The organism is Fluctibacter corallii (genome assembly GCF_025751585.1).
GTDB classification, from domain to species: domain Bacteria; phylum Pseudomonadota; class Gammaproteobacteria; order Enterobacterales; family Alteromonadaceae; genus Fluctibacter_A; species Fluctibacter_A corallii.
The window spans coordinates 324861-339352 of the sequence record NZ_JAOWKX010000002.1 but is presented as its reverse complement, the minus strand read 5'-3'; the positions used below and the strand labels follow the sequence as shown (position 1 = coordinate 339352).

Sequence of the window (14492 nt, the reverse complement as noted above, 5' to 3'; positions counted from 1 at the left end):
TCGATCAAAAAGCGAAACGCCTCTATGCAGAATACCAACACACCCATCTTTATATTTGGGTTAGACAATTTGGACTCACGATTCTAACACCAGATTTCCAAAATAAATAGCCGTGATCAGGTCATATAATGTGCAAACAAACTGCTTTTGATGAACACAACTATAAATTAGTCAGTTAACATGACTATAATTCCGCAGCCAAGATGAATATGAGTATCAAAATGACTACCCTACACAACGTAGATAACGCCGAAATAGAGAAATTTTCACAACTCGCTTCCCGTTGGTGGGATTTAGCTGGAGAATTCAAGCCATTACATGATATTAACCCGTTACGCGTTGATTTCATTGCACAACACTGTGATGGATTGTTTGGCAAGAAAATCGTTGATGTAGGCTGTGGTGGCGGTATTTTGTCTGAAGCGATGGCGCGACAAGGTGCAGATGTCACAGGCATCGACATGGCTGCCGATTCGCTTGAAGTAGCCAAACTTCATGGATTAGAAACTCAAATTCGTGTCGATTATCAACAAACTACGGCCGAAGCCTTTGCACAATCACATCGCGAGCAGTTTGACGTTGTCACCTGTTTAGAAATGCTAGAGCATGTGCCCGACCCCGCATCTGTTGTTAAGGCATGCAGCGAAATGGTAAAACCTGGCGGCTTCGTCTTTTTCTCAACATTAAATCGCAACATCAAATCTTATTTACTCGCCATTGTTGCAGCAGAAAATGTGTTGGGCTTAGTTCCAAAAGGAACCCATCAACACGACAAATTCATTAAGCCATCTGAACTCCTTTCATGGGCTGATAGTCACGACTTAAAAGCACGTAAAATGACCGGATTGCACCTAAATCCGTTGTCTGGACAGTATGTGCTGTCAGATCGCAATGTCGACGTAAACTATATCGTGTGCACACAAAAATTATAGGAAGTAACATGAATCAGAACCCATTTGGCGTACTGTTTGATTTAGATGGCACATTGCTCGATACCGCGCCAGACTTAGGTGCTGCACTCAATCATGTGTTGGCAATTCACTCTCTGCCCACTTTGGCTTACGAGGATTATCGTAATGTGGCCTCGCACGGTGCGGCAGGACTCCTGAAGCTAGGCTTTAAGGAGTTACTAGATGATTACGACCCTAACACGCTGAGAGAGCAGTTCCTCACGTACTACAACGATCACCTGTGTGTCGATACGCGCATGTTTGATGGTATTGATCGGTTAATTCGGGCCCTAGATGAGCGAAATGTTCCTTGGGGAATCGTAACAAATAAACCAGGCTGGTTAACCGATGCGTTACTTCCTCACTTTGAGGCGTTTACAAACTGCAAAGTCGTGATTTCTGGCGATACGTTAGATGAAAGAAAGCCGCATCCTTTGCCCCTCATTCATGCCGGAGAAACGATCCGCTTGCCCGCAGACAAGATCTACTACGTTGGTGATGCTGAGCGAGATATCCAAGCAGCCAATGCTGCAGGCATGATCAGTGTGCTTGCTCAATATGGATACATTCGCGACGAAGACAACATCAATGACTGGGAAGCGAATCATATCGTTCCAACTGTAGCGTCACTGATCGAGTTATTAATTATCCGTTAACATTCATACACTATATGTAGTGTTATTGAGCATTCTTTAACACTACATAAGCGTATAGATCCATTTTCTTGGTTATTAAAACAAAAAGTTTTAAAGAGAAAAAAAACCTGACAATTTATCTTGAAATCCATTTACTTTCGGACGCATTGGTCCTTTTAGGTGAGTCTCCACTAACTGGTCAAACAGGCCTGAATCGATCGCTTAGAAAAGCACCAGACCTTGGGTTGCATTAGCACTAAAACCCCACTATCTTGTGTTTAGCAACGCATGGGATCCCTAACGTAAAAATACGAACAAAATATGATCCGATGTTGCACAAATAACTATTTAATACTCGCGCCCACCCTCTTGGATGGGGCGCAATTTTGCGCTTAACAAATTGACGGCTACCTGCATGAATAACAATCTTTTCGTGACAAAACGCAATGGAGAACGTGAATCCATTGATCTTGATAAAATCCATAAAGTCATTACATGGGCAGCGGAAGGCCTTAATAACGTATCTGTATCTCAGGTTGAGATAAAAGCTCACCTGCAATTTTATGACGGAATAAAAACTGAAGATATTCATGAAACGCTAATCAAGTCAGCGGCGGATCTTATTTCAACAGAGTCACCAGACTACCAATACTTAGCTGCACGTTTGGCAATATTCCACCTACGTAAAAAAGCCTACGGTCAATTTGAGCCGCCCGAATTGTATGACCATGTAGTCGATATGGTTGAGCGCAATAAGTACGATGCTCACCTTCTTGATGATTACACAAAAGAAGAATTTGCCGAGCTAGATGAATACATTGATCACTGGCGTGATATGACGTTCAGCTACGCCGCGGTTAAACAACTTGAAGGGAAGTATCTGGTTCAAAACCGAGTAACCGGTGACATCTACGAAAGCGCACAGTTCTTGTACATCTTAGTGGCCGCTTGCTTGTTCGCCAAATACCCGAAAGAGACACGTCTAGATTATATAAAGCGCTTCTATGACGCTGCCTCTAAGTTTAAAATTTCACTGCCTACACCTATTATGGCAGGGGTAAGAACACCAACGCGTCAATTTAGCTCATGCGTACTCATAGAAACTGACGACAGCCTTGACTCTATCAACGCGACAGCCAGTGCCATTGTGAAATACGTAAGCCAACGCGCAGGTATTGGTGTGAATGCCGGACGCATCCGTGCTTTAGGTAGCCCAATCCGTGGCGGTGAAGCATTCCATACTGGGTGTATTCCGTTCTACAAGTATTTCCAAACTGCAGTGAAAAGTTGCTCTCAAGGCGGCGTACGTGGTGGTGCAGCAACCCTGTTTTACCCTCTTTGGCACCGGGAAGTTGAATCTCTGCTTGTGTTGAAAAACAACCGCGGCGTAGAAGAAAATCGTGTTCGTCATCTCGACTATGGTGTGCAGTTCAATAAGCTGATGTATCAGCGTTTAATTAAAGATCAGCACATTACATTATTTAGCCCATCTGATGTGCCAGGACTCTACGATGCTTTCTTCTCTAATCAAGAGGAATTCGAGAAGCTGTACGTCAAATATGAACAAGACGACAGCATCGAAAAGCGCACCATCAAGGCAATTGAGCTATTTAGCTTATTCATGCAAGAGCGCGCAAGCACAGGTCGAATTTATCTGCAAAACGTTGACCATTGTAATACCCATAGCCCGTTTAATGCGGAAGTAGCGCCAGTACGTCAAAGTAACTTGTGCCTTGAAATTGCGCTTCCAACGAAACCGCTTCAACACGTAAATGACGAGAACGGTGAAATTGCGCTGTGTACCCTGTCGGCATTTAACCTAGGAGCAATAAAGAACCTTGACGAGTTAGATGAGTTATCTGATTTAGCAGTACGTGCACTAGATAGCCTATTAGATTATCAAGACTACCCCGTGCCTGCCGCTTACAACGCCACCATGGGACGCCGTACACTAGGTATTGGTGTGATTAATTTTGCCTATTACCTTGCTAAGAATGGAGTGAAATACTCTGACCACAGTGCAAACGGCCTTGTTCACAGAACGTTTGAAGCCATGCAATACTACTTGCTGAAAGCATCGAACAATCTTGCAAAAGAAAAAGGCGCTTGCCCTAAATTTAATGAAACTACTTACTCGCAGGGCATCCTGCCTATCGATACGTACAAAAAAGATTTAGATCAGGTCTGTAACGAACCTCTTCACTATGACTGGGAAAGCCTGCGTAAAGAGATCGTTGATCACGGTTTACGTAATAGCACCCTATCAGCGCTTATGCCATCTGAAACATCGTCTCAGATTTCTAATGCGACGAATGGCATTGAGCCGCCACGTGGTCATATTAGTGTTAAGGCAAGTAAAGACGGTGTGTTAAAGCAAGTTGTACCTGAATACGACACCCTGAAAGAAAAATACGAACTACTGTGGGATATTCCGTCAAATGATGGCTATCTTCAGTTAGTGGCTATTATGCAGAAATTTATTGACCAAACCATTTCGGCTAATACCAGCTATGATCCGAGTAAATACGAAGGCAATAAAGTGCCTATGAAGTTGTTGCTCAAAGATTTATTGACTGCATATAAGCTCGGTGTCAAAACCATGTACTATCACAATACCCGTGATGGCGCGGCTGATACAAGTCAACAAGAACAGGCAACACAATCTCAACCACACGCTCAGACAGCGGTTGAAGTAGAAGATGATGGCTGCGAAGGCGGCGCGTGTAAAATTTAATTAGCATTATCCCCCACCTCGATGTGGGGGTAATTGATTGATAAGAAGTCGACATGAAATATACAACGTTTAATCAACAAACGACTAATCCTCTTGCTGAGCCGATGTTTTTCGGGAATCCCGTTAACGTTGCACGCTACGACCAGCAAAAACATGAAATTTTTGAGAAGTTAATCGAAAAGCAAATCAGTTTTTTCTGGCGTCCGGAGGAAGTTGACGTTAGTAAAGATCGCATGGACTTCCAAAAGCTAAGCGACTCTGAAAAGCATATCTTCATTTCAAACCTGAAATATCAGACCTTACTCGATTCAGTACAAGGCAGAAGCCCAAACATTGCATTTTTGCCTATTGTGTCACTGCCAGAATTAGAGACATGGATTGAAACTTGGTCGTTTTTTGAAACAATACACTCGCGCTCTTACACGCATATTTTGCGTAACCTATATACAGAGCCAGGCGAAATTTTTGAAGACATCGTAGTAAACGAAGAAATCAAGAAGCGCGCAGGTGATATTTCTAAGTATTACGATGACCTCATCTTTTACACGCAGCTATGGCAAACTCAAGGCGAAGGCAAACATTCCGTCGATGGCATTGAATACAACGTTACCATGCGCGAACTTAAAAAACGCCTGTACCTTTGTATGAATTCAGTCAATGCGCTTGAAGCGATTCGCTTTTATGTATCTTTTGCCTGTACATTTGCTTTCGCAGAGCGTGAATTAATGGAAGGTAATTCAAAGATCATTCGTCTTATTGCTCGTGACGAAAATGTTCACTTAACCTCTACTCAGCATATCTTGAACCTGTGGCAAAAAGGTAAAGATGATCCTGAGATGGCAGAAATTGCCGAAGAGTGCCACGAAGAAGCGAAGCAAATCTTTTTAGGTGCAGTAGAACAAGAAAAACAGTGGGCACGTTATTTGTTTCAGCATGGCTCTATGATTGGCTTGAACGAAGACATTCTGTGTCAGTATGTCGAGTTTATTGCTAACCAGCGTATGTCAGTGATTGGTATGGGCAAACCGTTCGACATTTCAAGTAACCCATTACCGTGGATGAACAACTATCTGAATTCTGACAATTATCAGGTTGCACCTCAAGAAGCGGAAATTAGCTCGTACTTGGTGGGTCAAATTGACTCAGAAGTCAATGCTGGTGATTTTGGCGACTTCGATTTGTAATTTCCTTTTACATGTCTTCCGACAATCAACGTTTTGTGATCCAAGTCATTGATCACAAAACGTTTGAGGCCACTCAAGAAAAAACCTTACTTGAACACGCAGAAGCCCACGGCGTAGAGATTCACTATCACTGCCGCGAAGGTTTTTGTGGTGCATGCCGAACCAAGTTAATTTCAGGTAAGGTTGAATATACGGTTGATCCCCTCGCCTTTATAGATGACGACGAAATTTTGCCTTGCTGTTGCAAGGCAAAATCAGACTTGATACTACAAATCGAATAGCTGTCTAAATATCACATTGGCAACTAGACTAGAATCTCCCAAAAAGAAAGCAAGGCTAGTTACTGATACCTCAAACGTGGGCCAGGTATTTTTTCAACAAGAAGTGGCGATTCAAATTGTTGCACAACTTGCCCTATCCAATTCTTACAAACCCATTTTTTAAGGGGCTTTCCTTGGGGTGTGGGCGAGAAAAACCTTACCATATTTAATGTTAAATCTATCGAAAACTCAGGATACCCCTCAGCATGACAATAAGTCGCCAAAGAGTTCACATCGTTTAAAAATGTTGGCTCACCAATACTCACTACTGATTTTTCCCAACTAGGAGGGCGGTTAGATTCGACTGCCAATACGACTTCACCAATCTCTGTTGAACGCTTGCCCTCATTGTCAGCAACAGTAAAGAAAAACACATCTAATCCAACAAAGCCTGGATCAGGCGTGTATAGATACCAATGATAAACAATACCGTTTTTTAATGTTCTTGACAGAGGTTTCAACGTCCCATGTCTTGTTCTTTCTGGATCATCCGTAGGAAATTGCCGATTCTTAGAAATATCGTATTTAAATGACTGAAATAATTCGAGTGATTGATGCGCTTCAGGATCAAAGTATAAGGCTTGAAAATTAAACCGATATTGACTTCCTTCAACGACTTCTAGCCTTATGTGAGCAAGATCTCTTGGAGCATCATTGATTGAGTTAACAGTAATTTTTGCATCAAACGGCGCTGATTCATATTCACCGTCTGATAAAACGACAGATATAACCCTCTCACCATGAGCATCTTTGTAAGGCTTGACTCGTAGCGTTTCAGACAGCGTACCTAATCCGTCATCAAGTTTAAAATAAAATTGACTCGAGTCAGGGTCTTTAATAGTAAACATGGATGGAGTCAGCTCTATCCATTCGTCTTCATCGAAACGAATTGGCTGTTGCCCAATTATTTTAGGTGCTGGATGTTCAAGAATAGATAAAAGCCTTTCGATAAATTGCGGCGGATTGATACCATCAGTTATCCAAAACGACAATACTACATCGCCAGCAAAATCCTCTGGCGCGAAGTACGTTAAAGAATTTGACATCATACTCACTGACCCTTCAGATACGGCTAAATCATAAATCTGAGTAGCATCGCTTTCAGCATCAAATACAGTTAAAGAAATTGCGTTTTCAGGGCCTCCTGAGTAAAGCTGTTCATACTCAAAGTTAACTTCAGGTATATCATTGATAGGCTCCACTGTAACCCTAGCGTAGGCGTTTTTAACATGACCTACGCCATCAGAGACATGATAAGTAATAATTGCTTCACCGTAAAAATCTGTTGCTGGTGTAAAGGTTAGTGTTTGGTTAGTATTTATTGAAACCTGTCCAAATTCATTCGCATAAGCAGCCACGATACGAAGCGCATCATTGTCGGGGTCACTGTCATTTTCTAAAACATTGATGTCTGACAGAGTTTCGTCTTCCAAAATAGTAAATCTCTCATCGACTAATACCGGAGGTTTGTTGTTCTCATCAATATCAAGATTGACGAAATACGTTAGCCAAGCATTAGGTTGCCCCGCATAAAGTTCGCCAGAAATAAACGCAATTAAACAGAGACTTATTGATCTGAAAATCCCACAAACTAACTTTGAGGTGTTGCTCAAGCTTACCACTGAGTCACCTGCGAATATTGATAGTGTATTTCAACGCGGTTCAGACGTTCATAACCAGGCGCTAGTGCACAGTCATTTGCCGACACTATTGTGGCTGAATAGCCGTTTTGCAACGCAATTATCAAAGAGCTGTACTGGGCTTTACCACCTGCAGATTCAAGCGAAAAAGTCCAAAATTGTGATACATCCTCCTGAACACACTCTGGCAACTGATTCTCTTTTTCTTCTTGAAGGGTAAAAAAAACGATACCGTCTTGAATATATAACGCTTTCAACGGTGAAGAGTTGGCATACACGTTGGTAATACCCAGCAGAAGCCAGCATACGAGCACAGCAAAGATTAGGTTTATACGCACGGCCTATCGCACCCACATGGTAAATGAAGAGTCATGTTTCTGTGTACCTTGATCTAAATTAGGGAGGTTTGATTGACCAGAGCCATAGCTATAATTGTAGGGTTCTGGTGAACCTACATACCAGCTAGCGCCAAAGTTTGAATCTACATTCGTGGCGAGCCAAATCTTATGGTCGCCTTGATAATAATAAAAACCACGTAAAGCAGTTGTACTGAGGCTCCCCCTCTCATTTTTGTAAGTGTGGATTTTGCTCAGCATCGGTGAATGCAACACGAGATTAGTACTAGAGCGGGCAGCTTTAGGATTAGTAGCATTATGCTGATAGCTGGACTTAAAATACAATGGGTGAGGCCACACATCGCTATCAGGCCGAACCACATACCATTCGCTAAATAACGAATTCATTACGTCATCAGAGAATTTAAATGTTCCACCTGAAGGATTGGTGGCCCGTTCAAAATTCAGAAACTTATTAGTCTTCCACCCTTCAACATCCCCTTGCTTAGCGCGCATCACCAATGTCCAGCCACCGCCATCGCGGGTCATATCGCAATAGGCTTTAAACGGTTTTGACGGGCCAATTAAATCAATATCAAGCAAATACACGCCGTCTGGCGCTGAGGGCTTAGCACGCTTTATTGCTTGGCACGAGGTATAGTAGGTAGGTAAGCTCACGTCTACGTTATTGCCTAAAATCGAAATTTTCGCTGCACGCTCAGTATCGCTAATATCTGCGCAATCGTTTGCGCCTTCTACGCGCACGTGCAAGCGTGAGGATAACGCCGACATTATCAAGGCATAATAGGCTCGGCCATCACCCGTTTGTAAATTGACCGTATAATCGCGCGTCGATGCACACGCAGGACCGGCTATTTGAGATTGTGTATTAAGATTAAATACCGCAACATTGTCTTGTACGGTTAATTGCTCTACCGTTCCTGTTGTCGATGCAGCTAACGCTGATACTGACGTGAATAATGCACCACATAGCATGCCAACACACGCATTCCTTCGACTCATTGACATTATGATTCTCTACTACTTAAATTTAGATGTAAAAAGACCGAACTAATGCGCTAACGCACCTTGATAGTAAAAGTGCTTTAGCGCATATAAAATTGGGCGGGATTCTATATAAATCAGATAATGGGTTCAAGTACAGAAAGCAATCGAGTCCATTAGCGCACCCACATGGTGAAGGATGCTTCGTGCTTTTGCGTACCTTGGTCTAAGTTTGGCACACTTGATTGCCCTGAGCCATAACTATAATCATACTGTTCTGGCGATCCCACGTACCAACTTGCACCAAAGTCTGGGTGAACATTGGTTGCAACCAATATTTTATGCTCCCCTTGATAAAGGTAAGCGCCACGTAAAGCATTGCGCATAACGATGTCACGATCATCTCTATAGAAATGCTGAGTGCTACTGACCCCTCTTCTTTCACCATTAATCAATTCTGCCCCAGAGCGATACCGGGTAGACATATGATCATAAGGCCCTCCGAAAAAAAGTGGATACTCCCAGATATCCGCATCAGGCCTCACCATAATACCGAAGGTGGTAAGCGCATTTATCAACGCATCAGAAAACTTAAACGAACCGCCATAAGGGTTGATTGCTCTTTCGAAATGAAGAAAGTTGGTTGTATCCCATCCATCAACATCACCCTGCTTTGCGCGCATTACCAATGTCCAACCCCCGCCATCTCGGGTCATATCACAGTACACGTTAAATGGTTTAGACGGGCCGACCAAATCAATATCAATTAAATACACGCCATCAGGCGAGTTAGGCTTATCTGCTTTGATAGCTTTACACGACGTATAATACGTAGGTAATGACAGGGCTGCATCACTACCCAAAATAGAAATCATTGCTGCACGCTCGGTATCACCCCTATCAGCACAATCACGCGCCCCATCAACTTGAACCTGTAAACGCGATGATAACGCAGACATAATCAGGGCGTAGTTGGCTTTCCCCTCTCCGGTTTGTAGATTCACGGTATAGTTATCGGTTGTTGCACAGGCTGGGCGTGACACTGGCGCGCTGGCACTCACGCTAAATACGGCAACATTATCTTGAATTCGTAATCGTTCAACCGTGCCCGTCGCAGACCCAGCTAAGGTAAAAAATGGCGTACACAGGGCGCTGAAACAGATGCCAACGCATGCTTTCCTTAAACTCATTGACATATCACTATCTACTTCCGTCAGACAAAATTTAGTTGGAGAAATGCTTAAACAGGATTAAAAAGCCTACACAGGCTTACTGCGCGCGCAGTGTATGCAATCAGCGTGAATAGTGCAAGCCGAGGCAACCATTGTTATCGCTAGCTACAGACTCATTTCTATCGTTCACATGCACTCATGTTAATTGTTAACGCACTGCAAATTGCAATGTTTCAAGCAATAGCTCTTCAATATTCTCTGATACGGCTTCGCCGAGCGCTTGTTTAGACGTAAGTATTTGGTACTCAGTGTACGCTTGCTGATTTTGATAAAGTGACAGGCGCGACTCAAACTCCTCTAACATCCAATTAAGCGACGCGTCCTGTGCCACTTGTTGTGCCAATATTGCATTGGCTTTTTGCTGTGTTTCAATCGCCTTTTCAAATTGGCCAGCCGCCGCCATCGCCGCAGCTGCCGTATCTATATAGGCATAACTATTTTCGTATTGAGGATGATCAATCACTCTTTGCGCCAATTCCAAAGCAAACTCTGGCCCAGTCAGCGTATTATTTTCCAGTGTGGCTAAAAACCAAGCAACTGCGTTCGTGCCTTGAGGAAAATACCGATTGGCCAGTTGCTCCATCACGTTAACCGCTTTTTTACGATCCGCTTTAACGGTAATTCCACTGGCATACATACTGACCAATAAATCAAAAGGAACAATATCAGGATCAACACGGTGGCTTGACGTCAACGCCTCTTTCACTGTCATGGTCTCAAGATCTGCAATATCATTCGTTAGATACAAAGAGGCCAAATAGGCGTCAGCAGGCTTGAAGCCCTTCTCCATCATTGCATTTATGCGCGCCTTGCCATTTTCTATATCGTTTTCGCTATCACCTAACTTGTACAATAAAATGCCTGTCAGAAGGGCTGCTTCTTGATTTCGGTTAGAGGCTTTTACGGCCCAATCAAACGTCTTTTGCCAACTGTCTTCAGCATCACTTTGTGAATACAGCCATGCTAATCGCATTTGCGCGGCTAAATGCCCTTCTTCAGCAAAGGTCTTACATTGCGCAAATTCATCAGATTCATCAGGCTTAGTGATTTTATTGCAGACTAACAGGGGTGACGGAGGCGTAGCGTCTACGTGCGTGGTCTCCCTGTCGTTACCGACAACATAGTCAAAGCCAAACATCATTAGCCTGATAACAATAAACCAAATAACAACCAGTTTAACAATCCGCCACAGCCACGCACTTGAGGATGCTTTTTCTGACTCTTCAAATACGGCCGCTTTGTTACCAAAAGTGTGAACAAATAGCACGTCTAATTGCGCAGGGTTAAATATCTGGTACATGTCTGAGCGCCGTTGTAACCAGTTAAATCGGTTAGCAATCAGCGCTAGAATAGGTTGTGGAAGCCGACTATGCGCTTGCTCGCTAGACTCGCCAACCTCAATTTCAAGCAGCGTAGGAAGGATAGCATCATTGACTTTATGACGAACAGTGGGGTCGTTTAATTCAGACGCGTGAGTAAGGTGCTGCCAGTTCGCAATTTCATTGCGCTCATCGGGTTTATTCAGTAGCGCTATAAATCTAGCAACAATGGAAGATGTATTTTCTTCGGCCTGTTCTTTGTCTGGCTCGTTTTCGATGGCAAGCTCCCTTTTCATCATCGCATCCTGTTGGGCAAGTTCAATCGCTTGATTGTAGGCTTGACCAATCAGTTCAATGTCACCTGAATTGTCGGTTTTGCTCAGTAATGCTATTTTATTTTCATACGCGTGCGTAATTTGATCTAAGTCGTGTGTGGGTTCAATACCGAGTATTTGCCAACATTTCATCATACGTAATACTATCTTTTTACATGCTGCGGCGTTCAAAGCCAGTTCATTGAAATCATCTTGATGAGTTTATCAATCTTAATTAAGAAAGAAAATGCCAACGACTTCATCACTATAGAGGTGGCCTGCATGAGGTGGCCTGCATAACGTGGCCTGCATACTGTACATGACCACAGCACCGTCTTTAACAATGGTAAACAAGGCGCGCCACTGCTAAGGTGAGTTATTAATTGCAACACTATTTAGGTTAGTAAGATGATCACCCGTGCTGGTTATGTATTTATACTCCTAACAACCTTAATCGGTTTTACATCCCAAGCTAATAACCCCATTAAAGTAGCGAACACGCATTATACGAAGACCTTACTTGACGTCGGCAAAGGCCAACCTTCGGTGTCTATTTCTGACATAAATTCAGATGGCAACGCAGATGCTATTTTTACTTCTTATGAGAATGGAAAAGCCAGCGTTTTTCTCGGAAATAAGCAAGGAAAAATGACATTACACGGCATCTTTTCTGCGGGAACAAATCCAACAGATATCGCAGTATATGACTTTACCAATGACGGCAATGATGACATTGCTATCGCCAACCATGAAACGTCTTATATTACCTTGCTTAATGGTGACGGAAATGGAAATTTCTCACCAACCCCCCAATCTCCATTGAATATTGGCGCAACCCCTCATCCCCATGCAGTTAAACTGCGTGATCTTGATGGCGACAATAAACCAGAATTAATTATTGATAGCCGCGATAATCTCGGATTGATGATACTTAAAGGATTAGCGAACGGAACATTTAGCAATGAGAAACACATTATTGCCATGGGAGGCGATCCATACAGAGGATTCGCAATTAACGACATAAACAAAGATGGTGCGTTGGATCTCGTTACCCCCAATCAGCGTGACATTGGCATCGCACTGAGCTTGCATCAGAGTAATATGACCTTTTCTTTAGACACATTAACGCATGCGGATTCACCGTTCACTGTTGAGTTAGCCGATCTCAACGCAGACACCCATCTAGATTTAATTGTTCTTACAAATGGCAATACCGTTACGGTATATTCTGGAAACGGACAAGGTCAATTCAACGTCAAGTCAAAAACCACTATTCCATTTTATTCAGGCGCAAAGCAAGTCGCAATTGGCGATATTAATGGCGATAAAATAGATGATGCACTCATCAGTAATTGGTCAGGTGAGATATTGATTATTTTGGGAGATGACAGTGCTTTTCTTACCGCTACATTTACACTCGAAGACATCGCCAAGCCTTGGGCTGTCGCACTTTCTGATCTGAATAGAGACGGAAAGAGTGACATGATAATAGCAGACGGAAGCAGCAACCTCGCTGCTGTCTATGTGAGCGAGAAAAATAATGGCCATGAATAGCGCAGGCTAACTGTCAATCAAATGCGATAGTCAGCCTTACACTGTTCGTTACCACAAACGCTATTACGCTTTACTCATTGATCAGTCCGTATTGATCTTTCAAAACATGAATAATTTCTTGCCTCGGATTATCACTGATAGCTATTTTATGGCCCGTGATTGTTTCGGCAATTGAGGTATACACATCAGATACCTGCATAAGCACATCAATAGGCAACGGATTATTCTTTGCCAACTGCGTTCTTTCGTCCATTCTGTCTTTATTAAGTAAAATATCAGGATCGGGGAAATGGTTTAGTAACAACTGCCTAAACCCCTCTTTAGAGTTCTCAACTACCTTGCCTTCTTTATACGCTGCAGCATCCCAAATGCGTGAAGAGTCTGGCGTGCCTACTTCATCCATATAAATAAGCTTTTTGTTTCCTTCACGGTCATGTACGTAGCCAAATTCAAACTTTGTATCAACAAAAATTTGTCCGCAAGATGCCAGCGCATCACTGATTACGTTGAAACCGTTCTGTAGCAAAGATTCATATAACGACACGTCATCTACTGAGTTAAAGTTGAACGCGCCATAATTTGCAACAATATCATTTCTTGAAATATTCACGTCGTCAGCTTCTGGCACACCTGGAATACCGCGCAGGATTCCTTTTGTAGACGGCGTCATCAGCAATGAAGGTAATTTACTATCTTTTGCAAGCCCTTCGGGCAGCTCCACCCCACAAAAAACACGCTCGCCTTTTTCATAAGCCCGCCACATCGACCCCGTAATATATTGACGACAAATCGCTTCTATTTTCACGGGCTGTGCCGAACGCACAATCCATACCAAAGGATGAGGAACGTCCAAAATATGGCTGTCAGCCAAACCTTTTTCTTTGAATAATGAAAACCAATGGTTTGAAATTGCATTTAACGCTGCACCTTTACCAGGTACACCGTTTAATCCATCTTCACCTGTCCATATGCAATCAAACGCAGAAATTCGGTCGCTAATCACCATAATTGCCAGCGGTGTATTATCTGGCACATCATAACCACGTTCTCGAATCAATCTAGCGCTATCTTCTTCAGTGAGCCAATAAACGGAACGCACTTTTCCGCTATGTACCGGTTTACGGGTTCTAATAGGCAGGTCATCATTGACTGCAAGCACTTGATCTGCGTGTGCCATGGTATATTGGTCCTCATGAAATTGTGCCGAGATGCACATAAACTAATTATCTGTTTCTAAAAAAAATAAAGGCCGCAATGCGGCCTTTATTAA

At 43.0% G+C, this 14492-nt stretch carries 12 protein-coding genes; 6 read left to right on the top strand and 6 right to left on the bottom strand.

The genetic code is table 11. From position 1 onward, the window contains the following. Window positions 1-221 precede the first annotated feature (221 nt). The 5 genes from ubiG to yfaE all read left to right on the top strand — a co-directional run bounded on the left by ubiG (window position 222) and on the right by yfaE (window position 5784). Window positions 222-932, top strand: coding sequence for a bifunctional 2-polyprenyl-6-hydroxyphenol methylase/3-demethylubiquinol 3-O-methyltransferase UbiG (gene ubiG, locus OE749_RS05085; protein ID WP_263711273.1), 711 nt, complete (start codon window positions 222-224; stop codon window positions 930-932). 8 nt (window positions 933-940) lie between these two features. Next, the gene (locus tag OE749_RS05080; RefSeq protein ID WP_263711272.1) at window positions 941-1606 is read left to right on the top strand and encodes an HAD family hydrolase; all 666 of its coding nucleotides are present in this window, start codon (window positions 941-943) and stop codon (window positions 1604-1606) included. A 394-nt stretch (window positions 1607-2000) separates the two neighbouring features. Next, complete coding sequence (gene nrdA, locus OE749_RS05075) at window positions 2001-4319, top strand: class 1a ribonucleoside-diphosphate reductase subunit alpha (protein WP_263711271.1); 2319 nt, start codon at window positions 2001-2003, stop codon at window positions 4317-4319. A gap of 53 nt (window positions 4320-4372) precedes the next feature. Further along, complete coding sequence (gene nrdB / locus OE749_RS05070) at window positions 4373-5503, top strand: class Ia ribonucleoside-diphosphate reductase subunit beta (protein WP_263711270.1); 1131 nt, start codon at window positions 4373-4375, stop codon at window positions 5501-5503. 11 nt (window positions 5504-5514) lie between these two features. Then, complete coding sequence (gene yfaE / locus OE749_RS05065; protein ID WP_263711269.1) at window positions 5515-5784, top strand: class I ribonucleotide reductase maintenance protein YfaE; 270 nt, start codon at window positions 5515-5517, stop codon at window positions 5782-5784. A gap of 59 nt (window positions 5785-5843) precedes the next feature. Here yfaE and OE749_RS05060 read toward each other — a convergent pair whose 3' ends face one another. From OE749_RS05060 to OE749_RS05040, 5 genes are all read right to left on the bottom strand, one after another. Then, on the bottom strand, window positions 5844-7445 hold the full coding sequence (locus tag OE749_RS05060; RefSeq protein WP_263711268.1) for a cadherin-like domain-containing protein: 1602 nt from the start codon (window positions 7443-7445) through the stop codon (window positions 5844-5846). Beyond that, window positions 7439-7801, bottom strand: a complete 363-nt coding sequence (locus tag OE749_RS05055) for a hypothetical protein (protein WP_263711267.1) — start codon at window positions 7799-7801, stop codon at window positions 7439-7441. The genes OE749_RS05060 and OE749_RS05055 overlap by 7 nt, the downstream gene beginning before the upstream one ends. Window positions 7802-7804: 3 nt before the next feature. Continuing rightward, window positions 7805-8821: a fibrinogen-like YCDxxxxGGGW domain-containing protein gene (locus tag OE749_RS05050; protein ID WP_263711266.1), complete on the bottom strand. Its 1017-nt coding sequence runs from the start codon at window positions 8819-8821 to the stop codon at window positions 7805-7807. A 158-nt stretch (window positions 8822-8979) separates the two neighbouring features. Continuing rightward, complete coding sequence (locus OE749_RS05045) at window positions 8980-9993, bottom strand: fibrinogen-like YCDxxxxGGGW domain-containing protein (protein ID WP_263711265.1); 1014 nt, start codon at window positions 9991-9993, stop codon at window positions 8980-8982. 190 nt (window positions 9994-10183) lie between these two features. Then, window positions 10184-11824 (bottom strand): hypothetical protein, encoded by a 1641-nt coding sequence (locus OE749_RS05040; RefSeq protein ID WP_263711264.1) that lies wholly within the window; start codon window positions 11822-11824, stop codon window positions 10184-10186. A gap of 252 nt (window positions 11825-12076) precedes the next feature. On the opposite strand from OE749_RS05040, the gene OE749_RS05035 reads away from it, so the two are divergent. Next, window positions 12077-13222, top strand: a complete 1146-nt coding sequence (locus OE749_RS05035; protein ID WP_263711263.1) for an FG-GAP repeat domain-containing protein — start codon at window positions 12077-12079, stop codon at window positions 13220-13222. 70 nt (window positions 13223-13292) lie between these two features. Here the strand turns inward: OE749_RS05035 and OE749_RS05030 are convergent, their stop codons facing one another. Further along, window positions 13293-14399 (bottom strand): phosphoribosylaminoimidazolesuccinocarboxamide synthase, encoded by a 1107-nt coding sequence (locus OE749_RS05030; protein ID WP_263711262.1) that lies wholly within the window; start codon window positions 14397-14399, stop codon window positions 13293-13295. Between the last annotated feature and the right edge of the window lie 93 nt (window positions 14400-14492).

Bases quoted from the DNA above. Each gene is read 5' to 3' on its own strand.
- ubiG (WP_263711273.1), top strand. From the start codon at position 222: ATGACTACCCTACACAACGTAGATAACGCCGAAATAGAGAAATTTTCA.
- OE749_RS05080 (WP_263711272.1), top strand. From the start codon at position 941: ATGAATCAGAACCCATTTGGCGTACTGTTTGATTTAGATGGCACATTG.
- nrdA (WP_263711271.1), top strand. From the start codon at position 2,001: ATGAATAACAATCTTTTCGTGACAAAACGCAATGGAGAACGTGAATCC.
- nrdB (WP_263711270.1), top strand. From the start codon at position 4,373: ATGAAATATACAACGTTTAATCAACAAACGACTAATCCTCTTGCTGAG.
- yfaE (WP_263711269.1), top strand. From the start codon at position 5,515: ATGTCTTCCGACAATCAACGTTTTGTGATCCAAGTCATTGATCACAAA.
- OE749_RS05050 (WP_263711266.1), bottom strand. From the start codon at position 8,821: ATGAGTCGAAGGAATGCGTGTGTTGGCATGCTATGTGGTGCATTATTC.
- OE749_RS05045 (WP_263711265.1), bottom strand. From the start codon at position 9,993: ATGAGTTTAAGGAAAGCATGCGTTGGCATCTGTTTCAGCGCCCTGTGT.
- OE749_RS05040 (WP_263711264.1), bottom strand. From the start codon at position 11,824: ATGATGAAATGTTGGCAAATACTCGGTATTGAACCCACACACGACTTA.
- OE749_RS05035 (WP_263711263.1), top strand. From the start codon at position 12,077: ATGATCACCCGTGCTGGTTATGTATTTATACTCCTAACAACCTTAATC.
- OE749_RS05030 (WP_263711262.1), bottom strand. From the start codon at position 14,399: ATGGCACACGCAGATCAAGTGCTTGCAGTCAATGATGACCTGCCTATT.